The sequence below is a fragment of the Edaphobacillus lindanitolerans genome, from assembly GCF_900156305.1.
In the GTDB taxonomy this organism is placed as follows: domain Bacteria; phylum Bacillota; class Bacilli; order Bacillales_A; family Planococcaceae; genus Bhargavaea; species Bhargavaea lindanitolerans.
Window position 1 is genome coordinate 527,653 of the sequence record NZ_FTPL01000002.1, and the last position, 20,889, is coordinate 548,541.

Sequence of the window (20,889 nt, forward strand, 5' to 3'; positions counted from 1 at the left end):
ACGACTCATTGGTCGGACTAATTATATGATGCGGAGGAGCCGAGTGCAACCATTTTTGGTCAATTATTTCTTGCTGCTCAGCTTGGACGGCTTCTCCGCGAGTCCGGATGCAGGCAGAGGAAGAATGGCTGCAGGTTAAGAATGGTGCCCTCCAGGTTAAGATTGGCACTCTCTAAGTTAAGAACAGCTCCCTTTATGTTAAGAAAGACACTCTCCATGTTAAAAATGACACTTTCTATGTTAAGAAAGGATTCAGCGGGCGGGTGAAAAGCGTAAGGGTCTTCGAAAAGTCGTTCCGGCTATTCCAACCCAGACTTTTTGCCGGTTCGCTCCCGCTTTGGCCCTTTTCGCGTCCGCTTTTCGGACTGCGGAATTTCACCGGTCCTTCAGCCCCGTCTCAGACCAAAAAAGGCGGGATTGCAGCCCGATGGCCGGGTGCAATCTCGCCTTCTTGATAGAATTTCTTATGCGTTCACTTTAGCGCTGAGCTGGGTGGCAACCTTTCTCGTCAGGTCGACGACGCGTGCGGAGTAGCCCCACTCGTTGTCGTACCAGGCAAGAACCTTCACTTTGCGGTCGCCCATGACCATCGTCGTGAGACCGTCGACCGTCGCAGAATGTGCATCCGTATTGAAATCGGTCGAAACGAGGGGTTCCGGCGTGTAGGCGAGGACCCCTTTCATCGGGCCTTCGGAAGCGCGGATGAATGCGTCGTTGACGATTTCCGGCGTGACGTCCGTCTTCAGGTCGACGACGAGGTCCACGAGGGAGACGTTCGGTGTCGGAACCCGGAGGGCCATGCCGTGCAGCTTGCCCTTCAGTTCAGGAAGCACGAGGGAAAGAGCCTTTGCCGCTCCCGTCGTTGTCGGGATGATCGACTCGGCACAAGCGCGCGCCCGGCGGAGATCCTTGTGCGGGTTGTCGATATTGTTTTGGTCGTTCGTATAGGCGTGGACCGTCGTCATGAGGCCGCTTTCGATGCCGAACTCGTCGTTGAGCACTTTGGCGACCGGCGCCAGACAGTTTGTCGTGCAGCTGGCATTGGAGATGACGTCCTGTGTCTCGATGTCAAGCTTGTCATCGTTGACGCCGACCACAATTGTGACATCCTCATTCTTGCCCGGTGCGGTCAGGATGACTTTCTTGGCACCCGCCTGCAGGTGAAGGGCCGCTTTATCGCGTTCATTGAACTTCCCTGTGGCTTCGATCACGATGTCGACGCCCAGCTCCGTCCATGGGAGTTTCGCAGGGTCGCGCTCGGCAATGAGCTGGACGCGTTTGCCGTTGACGATGAGGGCATCTTCCTCGGTCAGGACACTGCCCTCGAACCGGCCATGCGTCGTATCATATTTCAAAAGGTGAGCAAGCGTTTCCGGCGGGTAGCTTGCATTCACCGCCACGATATTCAGATCGTCCTCCAGGATGGCCTGGCGGAACACCATGCGGCCGATGCGGCCGAATCCGTTGATCGCAATTGAAGTTGTCATGATGATCCTCCCATTAACTGTGTTATACTCTTTTTCTTTAATCCTCAATTAGTATAGCACATTTTGCGGAAAGTGCATCTTCAATCTAAATACAACCGGAAGTTCTACAATTCAGATACTGCTTATGCCATCGTATGCCAGCTTTCCAGTATCTGATCAAGCTGACGTGCCGTTTCTTCGAGTGTCCCGTTATTGTAAATGACGGCGTCGGCCCCTTTCTCTTTTTCCGAGATCGGAAGCTGGGAAGCGATTCTGGCCCTTGCCTCCTGCTCAGTGAAGGAGTTCCGCGCCATCAGCCGGTGCAGCTGCGTTTCTTCCTTGACCGAAACGACGAGTATTTTGTCGACGAGATGCTGGAGCCGGCTTTCAAACAGCAGCGGGATATCCATGACGACCGTCTTCTTCCCCGCAGCCAGATGACCATCACGCTGCCTGAGCATTTCCGTACGGATGGCCGGATGGATGATGTCATTCAGCTTTTTCCGTTGGGCCGGGTCATTGAAGATGAGTTCGCCGACAAACCGGCGGTCCATCGTCCCGTCTTCCATGATGACCTGTTCTCCGAATGCACGTCGGATCTGCTCCAGGGCCGGCCGGCCGGGTTCCACGACTTCCCTTGCCACAAGGTCCGCATCGACGATCGGGTACCCCCGCTCCGCCAGCATGCCGGATACGGTGCTTTTGCCGCTTGCGATGCTTCCCGTCAATCCGATGATCATTTGAACTCCTCCCATCAATGCTGACACTTCGGGCAATAGACGGAAGTCCGCCCCCCGATGGTCCGCCTTTTTGTCTCGCTGCCGCATGACGGGCAGTGTTTCTTGCCGTACATCTGAAGACGGTCCTGCATCGACCCGGCTTCCCCGTTGATGTTCCGGTAGTCTGAGATCGAGCTGCCGCCCGCTTCGACGGCCTCTCCCAGGATTTCCACAATCACACGGAATAGCTTGGCGCGCCGCTCCATGCTGATCCGGTTCGTCTTCCTCCCCGGGTGGATGCCCATCCGGAACAGGGCTTCGGTCGCGTAGATATTGCCGCAGCCGGAGATGACATGCCCGTCCATGATTGTTTCCTTGATCGGTTTATCCCGGTACTTTCGGGAAGCGGACATCTCCAGAAAGTGCCCTTCCGCTTCTTCATCGAACGGTTCAGGGGCCATGGCGAGAAGCGGCGGATGGTCCGATTCTCCTCCGATGAGCCGGAGCTCGCCGAACCGGCGGATGTCCGCAAAGACGAGCAGCCCCCCGTCTTCCATGCCGAAGACCACATGGATGTGGCGGCGGAACTTGCCTTCCGTCACTTCATCCAGGCTTCCGACCGCAAACCAGGCGCCCGACATGCCGAGATGGCTGACGAGCAGGGACGGCACGCCGTCTTTTTCAAGGTGAAAATAGATGTATTTGCTTCGCCGGGTGACATTGAGGATGGTCATTCCCCGCATCCTGTCGGTGAATTCCTCCGGCGAGATATTTTTCAGGATGGCTTCTTTTGACTCGGCTTTCGACCGGATGATCGTATCCGAGATGGTGACGTCGCGGACGGTCCGGCCGGTTGCGGCGGGGCCGAGTGACCGGACGACGCCTTCGACTTCCGGCAGTTCCGGCATTGTCCATTCATCTTCTTTCTTCGTTATTTCGTATCGTACCAGCTTGCGCCCGATGCGGATTCGACTTTGAGCGGAACCGTGAGGCTGAGTGCGGACTCCATGACATCCGGAACGATCTTCTCGAGGACCGCCACTTCCTCCGGCGGGCACTCGAAGATGAGTTCGTCATGCACCTGGAGCAGCATCCGGGCTTTCAGCCCCTCTTTCTCCAGCCGCTCGTCCATCATGATCATCGCTTTTTTGATGATGTCCGCGGCGGTACCCTGGATCGGGGTGTTCATCGCCGTCCGCTCGGCGAAGCTGCGCAGGTTGAAGTTGGAACTCGTGATGTCCGGCAGATAGCGCCGGCGGTTGAGCAGGGTCGTGACATACCCGCATTTGCGTGCCTCGGCGACACTGCTATCCATATAGGCCTTTACGCCCGGGAAGCTTTTGAGGTACCGGTCGATGAATTCGCCGGCTTCTTTCCTCGTGATGTTGAGGCTCTGCGAGAGACCGTAGTCGCTGATGCCGTACACGATCCCGAAGTTGACCGCCTTGGCGGCACGGCGCATGTCGGACGTCACTTCTTCCGGACTCACGTGGAATACATCGCCGGCAGTGCGCGTATGGATGTCCGCGCCGTCCAGGAATGCCTGTATGAGCCGCTCGTCCCCGGACATGTGGGCAAGGACACGCAATTCGATCTGGGAGTAGTCGGCTGCGAACATCATCCAGCCGGGCTCGGACGGGATGAATGCCTTCCGGATCTTCCGGCCTTCCTCGATCCTTACAGGGATGTTCTGGAGATTCGGGCTTGTCGAGCTGAGCCGCCCCGTCTGCGTGAGTGCCTGCTGATAGTACGTATGGATCTTCCCGTCCGGGTGGATCTCTTTCAGGAGACCTTCGATGTAGGTGGAATTCAGCTTTCCGAGCTGGCGGTACTCCAGGATGTGCCGGACGATTTCATGGCGGTCCGCCAGTTTTTCGAGCACATCGGCCGCCGTGGAATAGCCGGTCTTCGTCTTCTTGATCGGCGGCAGGCCGAGTTTTTCAAAGAGGACCGTCCCGAGCTGCTTCGTCGAGTTGATGTTGAACGTTTCCCCGGCGACTTCATAGATTTCCCGTTCAATGGCTGCCAGTTTCCCGGACAGGTCTTCCCCGATATGGAGGAGTGTGTCCCTGTCCGCCTTGACGCCCTGTGCTTCCATCTTTCCGAGTATCGAAGCGAGCGGAAGTTCCAGCTGCCGGTACAATTCAAACTGTTCGTTCGCCTTCAGTTTTTCTTCGGCCGTTTCTTTCAGCTTGGCAACGGCATAGGCCTTCCGACCGGCGTGGACCGCGACGTCTTCCACTGCTGGGACTGCCTTGCGGGCGCCTTTTCCGTAAACCGCCTCGTCCGACGGGATGCCCGTCCAGCCGAATTCCTTTGCGATGGAAGCCGTGTCGGTGAGCGAGACGGACGGATTGGCGATGTAGGAGGCGAGAAGCAGGTCGAAACCGATGCCGTCCGCTTCGACGCCGAGCCTTGTGAGTGCGGCGAGTGCCGCTTTGGAATCGGTGCACCATTTGGCCCTGGATTCGTCGCCGAGCCACTCAGCGAGCCGTTCATCCGCCTTGACGTCTTCCGCACGGATAAACACCGTCTCTTCCCCGTCGGAAAGGGCGAGGCCGAGAATCTCCGCTGTATGATACTGTTCGCCCGAAAGTTCCAGGTGGATCGCCACTCCGTCGGCCAGGAGGGATTCCGGCGCATGTTCCGTCACCGGGCATTCGAATGCGGCCAGCTCCTCTTCGGCAGGTGCGGGCGCATCCAGCTTTTCAAGGAGGGTTTTGAAATTCAGCTCCTGCCAGATCTTCACGATCTCATCCGTGTCGGGTCCGGGGTATTGGAGATCTCCGATTTTGACTTCCACCGGCGAGCCGGTGTCAATCGTGGCGAGCTGCTTGCTCATCCTGGCGAGCTCTTCGTTCTCCTCAAGCTTTTCCTTCAGCTTTTTACCGCTCACTTCGCCGATCCCTTCGTAGACGCCTTCCACGGTGCCGAACTGCTTGAGCAGCTTGATCGCCGTCTTCTCACCGACGCCCGGAACACCCGGGATGTTGTCGGAGCTGTCTCCCATGAGCCCTTTCATGTCGATGATCTGTTCAGGGGTGAGGCCGTATTTTTCCATGACATGATCGGGGGTATACCGCTCGATGTCGGTGATGCCCTTTCGCGTGATGCAGACCGTCACATCTCCAGAAGCGAGCTGGGTGAGGTCTTTGTCACCGGAGATGACGACCGTTTCCGCCCCTTCATGCGCCGCCTCCCGGCTGAGCGTGCCGATGATGTCGTCCGCCTCATACGAGTTCAGTTCGTATTGACGGATCTTATAGGCGTCCAGCATCTTGCGGATATAAGGGAACTGTTCGGAAAGCTCCGGCGGCGTCTTCTGGCGCCCTCCCTTGTATTCCTTGAATGTCTCGTGACGGAATGTCGTCTTGCCCGCATCCCAGGCGACCAGCATATGCGTCGGCTTTTCTTCCTCAAGGATTTTCTGGAGCATCATTGCAAATCCGTACACCGCGTTCGTATGGACCCCCTGGTCGTTCGTCAGCAGCGGGAGCGCAAAAAAGGCCCGGTAGGCCAGGCTGTTCCCGTCGAGGAGCAGCACTTTCCGCTTCGTCATATCGTCAACCTCCACAATGAGGACAGGCCACGCGATATCCTGACGGTCCCCGGCTGGGACCGGCCGCAGAAATCCGCGCCTGTTCTCTGATTTGAAATTCCAAATAAAATAGCCGTCGTCTTCCACCATCTTACCACAGGGGCAGGATGGTGAAAGCTGCGACGGCCTTCCGGTTAATCGAGATATCCCGAAAGAATCCGGGCGTACGGCGAATCGGACGGGAGGATGATCATCGTCTCTTTCCCGATCGTCTTCTTGTACGATTCAAGCGTGCGGTAAAGCTCATAGAATTCGGGGTCTTTCGAGAACGAAGTGTTGTAGATGCGGGCGGCTTCCGCCTCGCCTTCCGCGCGGATCACTTCCGCGTCTTTCTTGACTTTGGCGAGCAGCTCCTGGACTTCCCGGTCTGTTTCCGCCTCGATCCGCCGCTTTTCGGCGTCCCCTTCCGACAGGTAGGTCTGGGCGGTCGATTCCCGTTCAGAAATCATCCTAGTATAGATGGATTGTTCGTTCTCCGGCGGAAGATCGATCCGTTTCATCCGGACGTCCGTGACCGCGATGCCGAAGTTCCCGGCCTCCAGGAGCTCGTTGACCCGTTCGGTGACGGTATCGTTCAGGTTGCCGCGTGAGGAGTCTTTGTCATTGACGATGGCGGCATAGTCGAGGCGTCCGAATTCGGAACGGACGACCGAATAGATATACTCTTCCATCCTTGATTCTGCGTTGACGATATTGCGGGCGTTGTTGATCATCTTCTTCGGATCAGTGATCCGCCAGATGGCGTAGTTGTCGATGATCATCCGTTTTTTATCCTTCGTCGTGATCTCGGCTTCCGATACGTTGTAGGCCATCTGGTTTTTCGGCAGTGCGGAGACGCTCTGGACGAACGGTACTTTGAACCGGACACCCGGCGTGTCGACGATCTTGACGACTTCCCCGAACTGGCGGACGACCCGGTATTCGTTTTCCTTCACGATGTAAACATTGGCGAGAAGGATGAGGAGCAGGGCGAAGACAACCGTCAGGCCGATGGCCGTCTTGAGGTATTTCTTCAGTCCCGCCGGATCGAACGGCTTCTTCGGCTCTTTCGGCCCTTCGGTCTTTTTGCCGAACCGCTTCTGCTTGGACTGCCGGCTCTTATTCGCCTGGGCTTTCTGGCGTTCGAGGAATTTCTCCTCGATGCTCTTGAACGGATTTTCGTTATTTGCCATCCCCTTCTCCTCCTTCCTTCTCATTTTCGCTGTCCTGCGGCGTGGCCTGCGTTTGCTGGCCCATCGGGGCGAGCGGCAAGTATTTCATCGTGCCGCCGTCATCGTTCATGATATACAGTTTCGCGCCGGGCAGCACCTGCTCCAGTGTCTCGAGGATGAGCCGCTCACGCGTGATTTCCTTGTTGTTGCTGTACTCTGCATAAAGCTTGTTGAACACGGCCACGTCCCCGTTTGCCTGCTCGATCCGCGCCGTCTTGTCTCCCTGGGCTTTGGACAAGACGGCATCCCGTTCACCCGCGGCCTCGTTCTTTCTCTGGTTTTCGTATTTGCGTGCCTGGTTGATCTTTGTGCTCTTCGTTTCCCGTGCGTCCGTCACGGCCGTGAATGCGTCCCGGACTTCAGCATTCGGAAGTTCCACGTCCTGGAGCTTCACTCCCTGGATGGCGATCCCGATATCGTAGCGATCAATGAGATCGGCGAGAAGGTCCCTCGTCTCTGCCTCGATTTCCGCTTTGCCGTCTGTCAGCGCATCATCGATCGGCGAGGAGCCGATGATCGAACGGATCGAAGCGGCAGTGGCATCGTGGAGCAGTTCGCGCGGATTTTCCGAGTTGAACAGATACTTCACCGGCTCGGTGATCTTCCACTGGACGACCAGGTCGGCAATGACAATGTATTCGTCCCCAGTGATCATTTTTGTTTCTTTATCGTAGGAGATCAGCTCCCCCGATGCGTCCTGATTGTAACCGAACGTCGTACTGAACGTTTCCTTGGACAGTTTTTCCACCGATTGAACCGGCCACGGAAGCTTGAATTTCAGCCCGGAATCGGTGACGGTTTCATCGGCTTCCCCGAACGTGATGATGATCGCCTGTTCTCCCTCATCCACCGTATACCATGTGGTGAACAGGACGATGAGCAGCACGGCTGCGGCCACCGCCATCCCGGCGATGGTCAAGATGCGCTTGACGCTCATAAATGCCCCTCCTTCTAGGTTTCTGTTTCTATGTATATCTTTGTATACGGAAGAAGATCCTCTCCGGTTTCAGTTATTTTGTCACGGCCTCCCCTTCCAATCCGGTGCCGCAGAAAAGCCGGCCCCCTGCGGGCCGGCTTTCTTGATGGATCCTTTTTTATTGCCCCGTCTGCCGGGCGAGCGGAATCCGGATGGTGAATACCGAGCCTTCCCCGAGTTTGCTTTCCACCCCGATCGATCCTCCGTGAAGTTCGACGAGGTGCTTGACGATCGCAAGGCCCAGGCCGGTGCCGCCGGAATCCCGGCTTCTGGCCCGGTCCACCCGGTAAAACCGTTCGAACAAGCGGGGGATCTCCTCTTCCGGGATTCCGATCCCGTGATCTTCCACGGAGATTTCCGCCATGTCCCCTCTGCTATCCGCAGTGATCCGGATATCCGTGCCGGGACGGGAGTAGGCGATCGCATTGGCGAGCAGGTTGACGAACACCTGGACGAGGCGGGGCTCATCGCCCATGACCGCCAGGTGTTCCGGACAGTCCATGGACAGCTTCATGCCCCGCTCTTCCAGCCTGCCCGAAACCGTTCCTGCGGCCTGGTTGAGGATGTTCTGGACACGCACCCCGGCCAGTTCAAGTGTGAAGCCTTCCTTCTCGATCCTGGAGAGATCAAGCAAGTCTTCGATGAGTGTTTCGAGCCTGCCGCTCTCGCGGTGGATGATCTCGAGAAATTGTCCGGTCGCCTCGGGGTCATTTATGGCACCGTCCAACAGCGTTTCCGAAAATCCCTTGATGGACGTCACCGGCGTCCGAAGCTCATGTGAAACATTGGCGACAAAGTCCTTCCTCACACGTTCCAGCCGGATCAGCTCGGTGATGTCGTGCATGACAACGACGATGCCGAGCCAGCTCCCATGGCCGCCGATGACCGGCGCTGCATAGACGGCCATCGTCCCGGTGCTGTTGCCCGTTTCGATATCCATCTGCTCGGTCCGCGGCTTTTCCTCGATCTGCACCGCATCGATGAGCCGGATCAGACCGGATGGCAAAGCCGCTGCCTTGTAGCTTTTCCCGATGAGGGCATGCTCTTCGAGGTTCAACTGATTCAGGAAAAATGAGTTGGCCATGGCGATTTCTGAATTGTGCCCGATCATGAGCAGTCCGCTGCCCATATGGCCGATCAACGTCTCCAGACGCTCGGCCTCGGTCTCCCTCAGCGCCTCCATATCCTGCAGATTGCGGGCAAGCGCATTGACGGCCGTGACCAGTGCGCTTTGCATGCCCGGCGCACTCCATTCCGCACGCGCCCGGTAATTGCCCTTCGCCAATTCAAGCGCGGTGCCGGTCACCAGGTCGATCGGATGCACATAGCGGTCCGTCAGCCTGAAGTAAAGGACGGCCGATACAATGAATGCAGCAGAAAATGTAATCAACAATGTGGACAGGAATCCGATCGGCAGCTGCTTTTTCCCTGTTTCGGCATCGATGCCCGCAATGCGCTCTTCCAGTTCGTTCCGGGTCGGTTCATCGAGGATGATGCCCTTGTCCTGGAGCAGCCCGGACACTTCACCCGCTGCCCGTTCGTCTTCATGGGACAGATAGACCGGCAGCAGCTGGGCCAGGACGAAAAGCACGCCTGCCAGTGTGAGGCACATGATCAGGAGAAACGATACAAGCAGTTTCTTCCTCAGCGGCTTCATGCGTCCGGCGGTCCTTCGAACTTGTATCCCGTCCCCCTGATGGTTTTGATGTAGGACGGCTTCCTCGTGTTTTCCTCGATTTTGTCCCGGAGATGGCTGATATGTACGTCCACGATGCGGGTATCCCCCGCAAAGTCATAATTCCAGACTGCGCTGAGCAGCTGGTCACGCGACAGGACCCGGTTCCGGTTGGTGATCAGATGAACGAGCAACTCAAATTCCTTCGGGGTGAATTCCAGTTCACTGCCGGATTTATATGCTTCGAAGCGTTCCGGATAAACGGTCAGATCACCGGATTGCAGGACGGTCTCCCGGCCTTCCTCCGGACCTTGCGGCTGGCGTCCGGTCCGCCTCAGGACAGCCTTCACCCGTGCCACGACTTCCCGCGGGCTGAACGGCTTCGTCATATAGTCATCCGCACCGAGCTCCAGGCCGAGCACCTTCTCCACCTCATCCGATTTGGCGGTGAGCATGATGATCGGCGTTTCCACCCGCTGCTGGCGGAGCGTCCTGCACACGTCCATCCCGTCCATTTTCGGCAGCATGAGGTCCAGGATGATCAAGTCCGGCTGTTCGGATGCCGCCTTGTCCAGCGCCTCCTGTCCGTCATTGGCCGGGATCACATCGAAACCGGCCTGTTTCAGATTATATTCAAGCAGCGTCAAAATCGGACGCTCATCATCCACAACGAGAATTTTCTTCATGTCCGTCATTTAATCATCCCCCAGAGCGGGGATTTCCGTTTCCCCTTCAAGTGCGTCAGGCATGGCCACCGTGATCTCGCCAGCCATGACGGCCCGTCCTTCCTCATCTTCCCCGTCTACGCGCATCTTCAGCGTTCCCGCCTTCTCACTGACTGAAATGACTTCCAGCCGGAACGTCAGCGTCGATCCGTGGCATGCAGCTTCCGGAAAACGCAGCGCCTGTTCGACGATCCGCGCGCCCGGACCCGGCAAATGCTTGGAGATCGAAGAAAAGACAATCCCCGCCAGCATGACCGCCGGCACGACCGGTCCTTCATAGCCTGCCGCCCTGGCGAAATCATGTTGAATGTAAAGCGGATTGCTGTCATTGGTCAGACCCAGATAAAGAAGCAGATCGCGGTCTTCGATCTTCTCCACGATCTTTAATGATTCCCCTTCTTCCAGTTCGCTGATCGGCCTGACGCTCACTCGCCGTCGATTGAAAATCAATCAGATCTCCCCTTTGTCCGTAATGTCCCCATTATATCATGCAAGCACCGGACGCTCCCTCTTTATCCGGCAGGCTTTCACCCTTGACTGAGTCGGCAGAGTTAAACTGCCGAAAAAGCCGATCAGGAGGGTTTGTTCCCGGCTGGGCGGCCCGGCAGCACCCCCGGTGCCCTGTGGGAGCCTGTATTTTTTGGCTGGGTGTCTGGCCGGACCGGAGGGCTGGAGATTAAGCAATAAGCGCTGCAGGTTCAGAAGGGCGGACTGCAGGTTTGGCAAAGAAGCCCTTTAAGTCAGGAACGCCGCGCCGGGCGCGGCACTGAGACCAAAAAAGCCCCCCGTTCCGGCAGCGGGACGGGGGGCTTTTCGGTCATTGCAGGATATCCATCACTTTCCGGACGGAGTCTGCAGATTTCTTCAGTTTTGCCTGTTCGTCCTCGGTCAGGTCCAGTTCGATGATCTTCTCGATGCCCCCTGCGCCGAGAACGGTCGGAACGCCAAGGTAGAGGCCGTCCATTCCGTACTCTCCTTCAAGGTAGGCGATGGACGGGAGTACCCGTTTCTGGTCTTTCAGGATCGCTTCCGCCATCTCTGCCAGAGAAGCGGCCGGCGCATAATAAGCCGACCCGTTGCCGAGGAGCTCCACAATCTCGGCCCCGCCCTTCCGTGTGCGGTCGACGATGGCTTCAAGGCGGTCGGCGGGAAGGAGCGCATCCAAAGGAATGCCGCCTGCGTAGGAATAACGGACGAGCGGCACCATGTCATCTCCGTGCCCGCCGAGCACAAAACCTGTCACATCTTTCACCGACAGGTTCAGTTCCCGGGCGACGAATGTCCGGAAACGGGCAGTGTCGAGCACACCCGACTGGCCGATGACCCGTTCTTTCGGGAATCCGCTTTCCTTGAATGCCGTATAGGTCATCGCATCCACCGGGTTGGTCAGGATGAGAATGATCGTATCAGGCGAATGCTTCACCACATCCGCGGTGACGGCCTTCATGATTTTCTGGTTCGTCTGGACGAGGTCGTCCCGGCTCATGCCCGGCTTTCTCGCCATGCCTGCCGTGATGATGACGAGGTCGGATCCAGCTGTGTCTGCATAGTCCGATGTGCCGGTCACGTCTGCGTCGAATCCGAGCACCGGGGCGGCTTCCGCCATATCGAGCGCCTTCCCCTTCGTCGGATTCTCCATGTTCGGGATATCGACGAGCACGACATCCCCGAGCTCCTTCTGGCCGAGCAGGAACGCCGTGGTCGCCCCTGTGAAACCGGAACCGATGACCGAGATCTTCTTTCGTTTCAGCGCCATAACAAACACTCCTTTTGGGATGATGATCGCAAAGCGGCTTTCTCAAAAGATATGAAAATAAGAGGGAGCAGGCTCCCTCTTATGTCAGTTCCCTAAATTCAATTAAAGATTCTTGATCAGTTCGTCTGCGAACTCGGAAGCTTTCACTTCTGTCGCACCTTCCATGAGGCGGGCGAAGTCGTATGTGACGACTTTGGACTCGATCGTCTTCTCGAGGGAAGCCGTGATCATGTCGGCAGCTTCGTTCCAGCCGAGGTGCTCGAGCATCATGACGCCGGAGAGAAGGACGGACGACGGGTTCACTTTGTCGAGGCCTGCATATTTTGGCGCCGTGCCGTGAGTGGCTTCAAAGATTGCGTGGCCGGTGACGTAGTTGATGTTCGCGCCCGGTGCGATCCCGATTCCGCCGACTTGCGCTGCAAGTGCATCGGAGATGTAGTCGCCGTTCAGGTTCATCGTCGCGACGACATCAAATTCTTTCGGACGTGTCAGGATCTGCTGGAGGAAGATGTCGGCGATTGCATCTTTGATGATGATCTTGCCGGCAGCTTCTGCATCGGACTGTGCTTTGTTGGCTGCATCCGTGCCTTCCGCGTCTTTGATCTTGTCGTATTCGTTCCAAGTGAAGACCTTGTCGCCGAATTCCTGCTCGGCCACTTCGTAGCCCCAGTTCTTGAACGCGCCTTCCGTGAACTTCATGATGTTGCCTTTGTGGACGAGCGTGACCGACTTGCGTCCTTCCTTGACCGCGTACTCGATTGCGGAGCGGACGAGGCGCTTCGTGCCTTCTTCGGAAATCGGCTTGATGCCGATGCCGGAAGTCTCAGGGAAGCGGATGTTCTTGACGCCCATCTCGTTCTGGAGGAAGTCGATGACTTTCTTCACTTCATCCGTGCCTTCCTTGTACTCGATGCCAGCATAGATGTCTTCCGTGTTTTCGCGGAAGATGACCATGTCCGTGTGTTCAGGATGCTTCACAGGGGAAGGCACGCCTTCGAAGTAGCGGACCGGGCGCACGCATGCGAACAGGTCGAGTTCCTGGCGGAGTGCCACGTTCAGGGAACGGAAGCCGCCGCCGATCGGAGTCGTGAGCGGGCCTTTGATCGCGATCAGGTATTCATCGATGGTTTTAAGGGTTTCGTCAGGAAGCCAGTTGCCTGTTTCGTTGAAGGCCTTCTCGCCTGCCAGGACTTCTTTCCATACGAGCTGCTTTTTGCCGTCATATGCTTTTTCAACTGCCGCTTCAAGTACGCGGGAAGCAGCGTTCCAGATGTCCGGGCCCGTGCCGTCACCGATGATGAATGGGATGACCGGTGCATCAGGGACATTCAATTTGCCGTTGGTTACCGTAATTTTTTCGCCGTTTGCCATGGTATACGATTCCTCCTGAAGATGATTTCTGCTCACAATGAGGGGACGGCCTGGACCGTCCCCTCGGATTATACCAGATACCGGATCAGCGTTCGCTTACCGGAACATAAGTCTGCAGGCCGGGACCTGTGTAATCCGCACGCGGACGGATCAGACGGTTGTTCGCGTATTGTTCAAGAATGTGGGCGATCCAGCCGGATACACGGGAAACCGCGAAGATCGGCGTGAACAGATCATGCTGGATTCCGAGTGCATGGTAGACCGATGCCGAGTAAAAGTCAACGTTCGGCGGCAGGTTCTTCTGGCCGGTGACGAGCTCTTCGATCTTGATCGACATCTTGTAGAGGTCTTCCTCGCCGCGGAGCTTCGTGAGCTTTTCGGACATTTCGCGAAGATGCTTGGCCCGCGGGTCGCCCTTGCGGTATACGCGGTGGCCGAAGCCCATGATCTTCTCTTTGTTGTCGAGCTTGCTCTGGATGTACGGCTCAACATTTTCAGGCGTGCCGATTTCCGTCAGCATCTTCATGACCTGCTCGTTCGCGCCGCCGTGGAGAGGCCCTTTGAGCGCACCGATTGCAGCCGTGACGCCGGAGTACATATCAGACAGCGTTGCCACGCAGACGCGTGCCGTGAATGTCGATGCATTCAGCTCGTGGTCCGCGTGAAGGACGAGCGCCTTGTTGAACGCTTCTTCTTCGATCGCTTCGGGTTCCTGGCCGTTGAGCATGTACAGGAAGTTGGCCGCGTAGCTGAGATCGGACTTTGGACGGACCGGTTCTTTGCCGTCGCGGATGCGGGCAAAGGCAGTCACGAGCGTCGCGATTTTCGCCTGGAGCTTGATCGCCTTCTGGTAGTTGGCTTCGTCGGACATGTCTTCCGCTTTTTCGTCATACAATCCGAGAAGCGAGACTGCCGTGCGGAGAGCCGCCATCGGGTGAACATCATTGATCGGATAGGTCCGGAAGTGATCGTACACCTCCTGCGGCACGTCCATTGCGTCCGCGAGCTGCTGCTTCAGCTCCGCGAGCTCGTCCTCTTTTGGAAGACGCTGGTGCCATAGCAGGTACACGACCTCTTCAAAGCTTGCATTCTCTGCAAGATCATCGATGTTGTAACCGACGTATGTAAGAGTATCGTCGATAATTGAGCTGATGGAAGATTGTGTTGCCACGACTCCTTCCAGTCCACGTGTAGACGTCATATCGATCTCCCTTTCCTTTTACGATTGCCCTTCTTCTCATTTTAAAAGAGAATCTTCGGGCTTTTCGCATCTATGTGCATATCTATAAACCGCTTACAAGCCCATTATAATCATATATAACAATTTTGTGAATGAAAACGCCCGAATTATTTCATTTACAGTTCAAAACAGATGTATGCCGGCCTGTTTGGCCCCGATGCAGGTTGAAAGCGAGGAATAAATGATGAACCAGCGTTCCAATCCTTTTCTGGAAGGAATGAAACTTTGGCTGCCGATCGTGCTGGCGGCGGGACTCTGTTTTCTGGTCCCTCCCCTGGCGCTTGCGGTCATTTCAGGATATCTCGCCGCTCCGGCGGTACGATGGCTGAACAGGCGGGTCGGGATTCCGCCGTCAGCCGGTGCCCTGCTGACCGAGCTCCTTCTGATCGCCGCCGTCATCTCGGTCGGTCTGTTTGCCATCCGGGAAATGATCGGTGTGATCCCCGAGATCCGCTCCGCATTTTCTGCCCTTGACCTTCGCAATCCCCTTGCGGAGGAAATGCTGCTGTATGCGGATGCGGCCATCGCCGCCGCGGGTGAGCGTCTTCTCGCTTCATCGGCCGGACTGATCCAGACGATGTTCAGCCAGGTGTTCTACTTCTTCATCTTTCTGATTGCCTTTTACTTCGCCCTTTATGAATCTTCCCGCGACCGCCTCTGGTTCACCTCTCTGCTGCCCCGGAGATCACGGGAAAAAGCAAAAGGAATGTTCCAGGAAGGGGGCACCCTTTTCGGAACATTCCTTTCGGTAGAACTGAGGCTTTCCCTGCTGACTTTCTTCATCCTGGCCGCAGGGCTGGCCGCACTCGGATTTCCCGCTCCTGCCGGAAAGGCTTTCCTGATTGCACTCGCTGACAGCCTCCCGTTTCTCGGGATCGGCATTTTTCTCATCCCGATGGCAGCCTATCAGTTTGCGGCAGGCAACATGCTGCTCTGCACGGCACTCGTGATCCTGTATGCGTTCGTTCTTCTCACCCGCCAGATCGCAGAATCCCATCTTTGGGCCTCGACGTTCCAGCTGCGTCCCGCCCACGCCTTCTTCATCGCCGCGGCTTCCATCCTCGTCTTTGGCATTCCGGGGATTCTGCTCAGCCCCGTCCTTTTGTTCGGCGCGGCACGGATCCGTCATCATCCCGCATTCAACCGCGGATGACCACGACGCCGTTCTTCATCCTTTTCCGGAGCTGCCGGTAGAGCACAGGCTTGAACGCCCGCCTTGTGGGCGGCAGCAGAAACAGAAGGCCGAGAATGTCCGTGATCAGTCCCGGGAGCAGCAGGAGAATGCCGCCGAACAGGATGAACAGGCCATCCAGTACGGCGTCTCCCGGCGGTTCCCCCGCAGATGCCCGGCGCTGCAGCTCCCTCCAGGCCTTCAGCCCCTGGCTCTTCGCCAGCCAGGCACCGAGCGCGGCCGTCAGCAGGATGATGGCGATCGTCGGCATGACGCCGATCTTGCTGCCTGTATACAACAGGACCGCCAGTTCGGAAGTCGGCACGACGATAAACAGGATAAACAGCCATTTCATCATCGATCATCTCCAAAACGCCATTCCGGATCCGGAATGGCGTTGATTTCTTTACAAGACGGATGCGTGGCCGTTGTAGATGACGCCCGCTTCCGCATCGATTGTCACGTCTTGTCCGTCCTGGATTTCCTTGACCGCATCTTTGACCCCGACAATGACCGGGATTCCGACATTGAGACCGACGACTGCCGCGTGGCTCGTCAGGCCGCCTTCTTCGGTGATGATGCCCGCACATTGCTCGATCGCCGGCATCATGTCCCGGTCCGTGCCGTATGTGACGATGATCTTGCCGCTCATGTCACGGCCGGCCGCCTCCGCCGCGCTGCGGATCACCGCTGCTTCGCCGAACGCGACCGCCTTGCCGATGCCCTGTCCCTTTGCGAGCAGGTCCCCGATCACATGGATCTTCATCAGGTTCGTCGTGCCGGCTTCACCGACCGGTACGCCGGCGGTGATGATGACGACATCCCCGTGCGTCACGTACTTGTGCTTGATGCTTTCCTCGACGGATACTTCAAGGATGCCGTCGATCGAGGTGACCCGTTCGCCGACGATCGGATAAACACCCCAGACGAGGGTCAGACGCCGCGAGCAGCGATCGGATGCCGTAACGGCGATGATCGGGCAGCCCGGGCGGTATTTGGCGATCATTTTCGCCGTCTGTCCGCTTTCGGTCGGCGCAAGCACCGCCTTGACGTTCAGGTTGAGCGCCGTATAGGCCGCTGCCTGGCCGATCGCCTCGGTCATGTTCCCCTCTTTTTCCCGCCGGCGTGTCGTGATCACCGAACGGTAGTCCACTGCCGCTTCTGCCGTCCTGGCTATCCGGTCCATCGTCAGGACCGATTCGATCGGATACTGCCCGGCTGCCGTTTCGCCGGACAGCATGATTGCATCCGAGCCGTCCAGGATGGCATTCGCCACGTCGCTTGCCTCGGCGCGTGTCGGCCGCGGATTGCGCTGCATGGAATCGAGCATCTGTGTCGCGGTGATGACCGGCTTGCCGGCCTGGTTGCATTTTTCGATCATCTGCTTCTGGACGAGCGGTACTTCTTCGGCCGGAATTTCCACGCCGAGGTCCCCCCGCGCCACCATGAGGCCGTCGGAAACGGCGATGATGCCATCCAGATTGTCGACACCTTCCCGGTTTTCGATTTTCGGGATGATCTGGATATGGCCGCCGTCATTGTTCTCGAGAAGATGGCGGATTTCCATCACATCGGAAGGACGGCGCACGAAAGAGGCCGCAACGAAATCAACGCCGTTCTTGATGCCGAACAGAATGTCATCGGCATCTTTGTCGGTGATGCCGGGCAGCTGGACCGATACGCCCGGAACATTGACCCCTTTCTTGTCCTTCAGGACCCCAGCGTTTTTGACGACCGTGTGGATGATGCCGGCAGAGGTGTCCGTTCCGGTCACTTCCAGTTCGATCAGGCCGTCGTCCAGCAGGATGATCGAGCCTGGGCTGACATCCTCGATGAGCCGGTCATAGGTGACCGAAAAACGTTCTTCGTTGCCGAGGATCTCCTGCATGGAAATCGCGATTTCCTGCCCGTTTTTCAGTTCGACCTTTCCGCCCTCCATTTTATGGGTGCGGATTTCCGGTCCTTTTGTGTCCAGCAAAATGCCGACCACGCGGTTTTTCCGTTTTGCCGCTTCCCGGATGTTCCGGATGCGCGCCAAATGCTCGTCATGGTCTCCGTGGGAGAAATTGAGCCGCGCCACGTTCATGCCCGCGTCGATCAATTTTTCCAGTGTCTCGGGCGACTCGCTCGCCGGCCCGATCGTGCATACGATTTTCGTCTTTCTCATCGTGTTTCGCCCCAATCCGTCAAATCGATAGTTCCTTTGAAAGGTCGTATAGTCCGAGATCTTTCGCATCCCCGCCATCAAACACTTCCGCTAATGGATAGTCTATCACTGCGTGCTCCCTCATGCCAACGGCGACCCCCGCCCTGCCGGCAAGCAGGGCTTCGACCGCCCGGGCGCCGAAGCGGGAGGCCAGCACACGGTCCCGTCCCGATGGTGTGCCGCCGCGCTGGATGTGGCCGAGGACGGATACCCGCGTCTCGATCCCCGCGTCATCCATCAGGCCGGCCGCCAGTTCCTGGCCGCCCATGACGCCTTCTGCCACGATCAGGATGCTGTGCTTCTTGCCGCGGTCCTTGCCCTGCTGCAGCCGGCTGACGATCTCGCCGAGATCATACGGACGCTCAGGGATGAGGATCGTCTCCGCACCGCCGGCCACTCCGGCCCAGAGCGCCAGGTCGCCTGCATCCCTGCCCATCACCTCGACGATGAATGTCCGCTCATGGGATGTGGCGGTATCCCGGATTTTGTCGATTGCATCGATGACGGTATTGAGCGCCGTATCGAATCCGAGCGTGTAGTCGGTTCCGTTGATGTCATTGTCGATTGTCGCCGGGACCCCGACACACGGGAAGCCGGCCTTCGACAGCTCAAGCGCCCCCCTGAACGATCCGTCGCCGCCGATGACGACGAGTCCTTCGATGCCGCGCTCCCGCAGCTGGTCGAGTGCCCGTTCGCGTCCTCTTTCGGTTTTGAATTCCGGACAGCGGGATGAACGGAGCATCGTCCCCCCGCGCTGGATGATGTCGCCGACGGAACCTGCCGACAGCGGCTCGATCTTCCCGTCGATGAGTCCCTGGTAGCCGTTGAAGATGCCGCATACTTCGAGTCCTTCGAAGATGCCTTTCCTGACAACTGCCCGGATTGCCGCATTCATGCCGGGTGCGTCTCCTCCGCTCGTCAGCACTGCAATCTTCTTCATGGCGGTCCTCCCCTTTCGGTTATTCGCTGTAGACGCCGATTTTGCGGAACTTCTCATACCGGTCCTGCACCAGGCCGTCCGCCGGCATGGACCCCAGGGCGGCCAGCGCAGTGCGCAGCGTTTCGCGGATCTCGCCGGACTGCTGCTCCGCGTCCCGGTGGGCACCGCCCATGACTTCCGGGATCACGCCGTCGATGATGTCCATCTCTTTCAGGTCACCGGCAGTGATCTTCATCGCTTCGGCAGCCTGCTTGGCAAGCGCAGCATCCTTCCAGAGGATCGAAGCCGCCCCTTCAGGGGAAATGACGGAATAGGTCGAGTTCTCGAGCATGTAGATCCGGTTGGCCACGCCGAGGCCGAGCGCCCCGCCGCTTCCGCCTTCGCCGATCACGATGCTGATCACGGGAACGGTCAATCCGGCCATCTCCACAAGATTGCGGGCGATCGCTTCGCTCTGGCCCCGCTCTTCGGCGGCCTTTCCCGGATAAGCCCCTTTCGTATCAATGAAGCAAACGATCGGCCGGCCGAATTTTTCGGCCTGCTTCATGAGCCGGAGCGCTTTCCGGTAGCCTTCGGGGTGCGGCATGCCGAAGTTGCGTCGGATATTCTCCTTCGTGTCTTTCCCGCGCTGGTGTCCGATCACGGTGACGGGGGTTCCGTCGAACTCTGCGATGCCGCCGACGATCGCCGCGTCATCCCCGTAGTTGCGGTCTCCGTGCAGTTCGATGAAGTCGTTGAACAGATGCCCGATGTAATCAAGCGTCGTCGGACGCTCCGGATGACGGGCGACCTGGACACGGTCCCACGGTTCCATGTTCCCGTACACATCCTTCTCCAGCCTGGCCAGACGTTCCTCGAGCTGCGTGATTTCGCCGCTCATGTCGACATGGGCTTCATCGGTGATGCCCTTCAGTTCGTCGATCTTCTCTCTCAGCCGGATGACCGGCTCTTCAAAAGGCAGTGGTTTCACCATCTCACCGGTCCTCCTTTCCATGTAGTCGGATGAGCGTGGACAGGACGTCCTTCATGTCGCTGCGGTGGACGACCGCGTCCAGCTGGCCGTGTTCAAGCAGGAATTCGGCCGTCTGGAAATCTTCCGGCAGCTTTTCCCGCACCGTCTGCTCGATGACCCGCCGGCCGGCGAATCCGATGAGCGCCTTCGGCTCGGCGAGATTGATGTCGCCGACGGAAGCGAAGCTCGCGGAAACCCCTCCTGTCGTCGGATGGGTCATCACGGATATATAAAGGAGACCTTGTTCCGAATGCCGGGAAAGGGCGACGCTCGTCTTGGCCATCTGCATGAGCGACAACACGCCTTCCTGCATCCGTGCCCCGCCGCTCGCGGTGAAGATGATGAACGGGATCCCTTCCTGCGTCGCCTTTTCGACGGCACGCGTGATTTTCTCCCCTACAACCGATCCCATCGAACCCATGCGGAAATGGGCGTCCATGATGGCCACGGCCGTACGCCGGCCCCCGATCTCCCCGATCCCTGTCAGGACCGCTTCATTCAGGCCCGTTTTTTCAGAATCGGCCTTCACCTTCTCTTCATAGGAAGGGAAGTTCAGCGGGTTCGACGTTTTCAGCTCCTCGTCCATCGGTTTGAACGTCTCTTCATCAAACAGGCAATCCACCCGTTCCCAGGCGGTCATCTTCATGTGATGGTCGCAATGGGGGCACACTTTGTTGCTTTTCATCAGATCCTTTGTCAGGATGATTTTTTTACATTCCGGACACTTCGTCATGATCCCTTCCGGAACGTCTCTTGACGCATCGGAAGGAACTGTCATATACCGTTTCTTGTTCTTTTTGAACATCTCTCGGATGATCGCCAT

General features: G+C 57.6%; 18 protein-coding genes. 1 reads left to right on the plus strand and 17 read right to left on the minus strand.

Going from position 1 to position 20,889, the window contains the following annotated elements:
• Positions 1 to 464: 464 nt before the first annotated feature.
• The 12 genes from B0B07_RS08710 to citZ all read right to left on the minus strand — a co-directional run bounded on the left by B0B07_RS08710 (position 465) and on the right by citZ (position 14,698).
• The gene (locus tag B0B07_RS08710) at positions 465 to 1,487 is read right to left on the minus strand and encodes a glyceraldehyde-3-phosphate dehydrogenase (protein ID WP_076758138.1); all 1,023 of its coding nucleotides are present in this window, start codon (positions 1,485 to 1,487) and stop codon (positions 465 to 467) included.
• A gap of 122 nt (positions 1,488 to 1,609) precedes the next feature.
• Positions 1,610 to 2,206 carry a dephospho-CoA kinase gene (coaE, locus tag B0B07_RS08715; protein ID WP_076758140.1) on the minus strand — a complete coding sequence of 199 codons (597 nt, stop codon included), beginning with the start codon at positions 2,204 to 2,206 and terminating at the stop codon, positions 1,610 to 1,612.
• Positions 2,207 to 2,220: 14 nt separating this feature from the next.
• Positions 2,221 to 3,093: a bifunctional DNA-formamidopyrimidine glycosylase/DNA-(apurinic or apyrimidinic site) lyase gene (gene mutM, locus B0B07_RS08720; protein WP_076758142.1), complete on the minus strand. Its 873-nt coding sequence runs from the start codon at positions 3,091 to 3,093 to the stop codon at positions 2,221 to 2,223.
• A 23-nt stretch (positions 3,094 to 3,116) separates the two neighbouring features.
• Positions 3,117 to 5,744, minus strand: coding sequence for a DNA polymerase I (polA, locus tag B0B07_RS08725; protein WP_076758144.1), 2,628 nt, complete (start codon positions 5,742 to 5,744; stop codon positions 3,117 to 3,119).
• A gap of 173 nt (positions 5,745 to 5,917) precedes the next feature.
• Positions 5,918 to 6,955 carry a protease modulator HflC gene (gene hflC / locus B0B07_RS08730; protein ID WP_076758146.1) on the minus strand — a complete coding sequence of 346 codons (1,038 nt, stop codon included), beginning with the start codon at positions 6,953 to 6,955 and terminating at the stop codon, positions 5,918 to 5,920.
• Positions 6,945 to 7,931, minus strand: coding sequence for an FtsH protease activity modulator HflK (hflK, locus tag B0B07_RS08735; RefSeq protein WP_076758148.1), 987 nt, complete (start codon positions 7,929 to 7,931; stop codon positions 6,945 to 6,947). The genes hflC and hflK overlap by 11 nt, the downstream gene beginning before the upstream one ends.
• 157 nt (positions 7,932 to 8,088) lie before the next feature.
• The gene (pnpS, locus tag B0B07_RS08740) at positions 8,089 to 9,627 is read right to left on the minus strand and encodes a two-component system histidine kinase PnpS (protein ID WP_076758149.1); all 1,539 of its coding nucleotides are present in this window, start codon (positions 9,625 to 9,627) and stop codon (positions 8,089 to 8,091) included.
• Complete coding sequence (locus tag B0B07_RS08745; RefSeq protein WP_076758447.1) at positions 9,624 to 10,331, minus strand: response regulator transcription factor; 708 nt, start codon at positions 10,329 to 10,331, stop codon at positions 9,624 to 9,626. Before B0B07_RS08745 ends, pnpS begins: the two co-directional genes overlap by 4 nt.
• A gap of 9 nt (positions 10,332 to 10,340) precedes the next feature.
• Positions 10,341 to 10,820 (minus strand): MaoC family dehydratase, encoded by a 480-nt coding sequence (locus B0B07_RS08750; protein WP_076758151.1) that lies wholly within the window; start codon positions 10,818 to 10,820, stop codon positions 10,341 to 10,343.
• 367 nt (positions 10,821 to 11,187) lie between these two features.
• A complete protein-coding gene (gene mdh / locus B0B07_RS08755; protein ID WP_076758153.1) occupies positions 11,188 to 12,126 on the minus strand; it encodes a malate dehydrogenase in 939 nt (312 codons plus the stop codon).
• A gap of 102 nt (positions 12,127 to 12,228) precedes the next feature.
• Positions 12,229 to 13,497, minus strand: coding sequence for an NADP-dependent isocitrate dehydrogenase (gene icd / locus B0B07_RS08760; protein WP_076758154.1), 1,269 nt, complete (start codon positions 13,495 to 13,497; stop codon positions 12,229 to 12,231).
• 85 nt (positions 13,498 to 13,582) lie between these two features.
• Positions 13,583 to 14,698 (minus strand): citrate synthase, encoded by a 1,116-nt coding sequence (citZ, locus tag B0B07_RS08765; protein WP_076758156.1) that lies wholly within the window; start codon positions 14,696 to 14,698, stop codon positions 13,583 to 13,585.
• Positions 14,699 to 14,954: 256 nt separating this feature from the next.
• On the opposite strand from citZ, the gene B0B07_RS08770 reads away from it, so the two are divergent.
• Positions 14,955 to 15,890: an AI-2E family transporter gene (locus B0B07_RS08770; protein WP_159438436.1), complete on the plus strand. Its 936-nt coding sequence runs from the start codon at positions 14,955 to 14,957 to the stop codon at positions 15,888 to 15,890.
• Here B0B07_RS08770 and B0B07_RS08775 read toward each other — a convergent pair.
• Genes B0B07_RS08775 through accD form a run of 5 tightly spaced genes read right to left on the minus strand, consistent with a single transcriptional unit; the run spans position 15,877 to position 20,889 of the window.
• Complete coding sequence (locus B0B07_RS08775) at positions 15,877 to 16,263, minus strand: FxsA family protein (RefSeq protein WP_084186640.1); 387 nt, start codon at positions 16,261 to 16,263, stop codon at positions 15,877 to 15,879. The two genes, B0B07_RS08770 and B0B07_RS08775, sit on opposite strands and share 14 nt — an antisense overlap.
• A gap of 51 nt (positions 16,264 to 16,314) precedes the next feature.
• A complete protein-coding gene (pyk, locus tag B0B07_RS08780) occupies positions 16,315 to 18,075 on the minus strand; it encodes a pyruvate kinase (protein ID WP_076758162.1) in 1,761 nt (586 codons plus the stop codon).
• A 19-nt stretch (positions 18,076 to 18,094) separates the two neighbouring features.
• On the minus strand, positions 18,095 to 19,054 hold the full coding sequence (pfkA, locus tag B0B07_RS08785) for a 6-phosphofructokinase (RefSeq protein WP_076758164.1): 960 nt from the start codon (positions 19,052 to 19,054) through the stop codon (positions 18,095 to 18,097).
• A 19-nt stretch (positions 19,055 to 19,073) separates the two neighbouring features.
• Positions 19,074 to 20,027 carry an acetyl-CoA carboxylase carboxyltransferase subunit alpha gene (locus tag B0B07_RS08790; protein ID WP_076758166.1) on the minus strand — a complete coding sequence of 318 codons (954 nt, stop codon included), beginning with the start codon at positions 20,025 to 20,027 and terminating at the stop codon, positions 19,074 to 19,076.
• A 1-nt stretch (position 20,028) separates the two neighbouring features.
• Positions 20,029 to 20,889: an acetyl-CoA carboxylase, carboxyltransferase subunit beta gene (gene accD, locus B0B07_RS08795; RefSeq protein ID WP_076758168.1), complete on the minus strand. Its 861-nt coding sequence runs from the start codon at positions 20,887 to 20,889 to the stop codon at positions 20,029 to 20,031.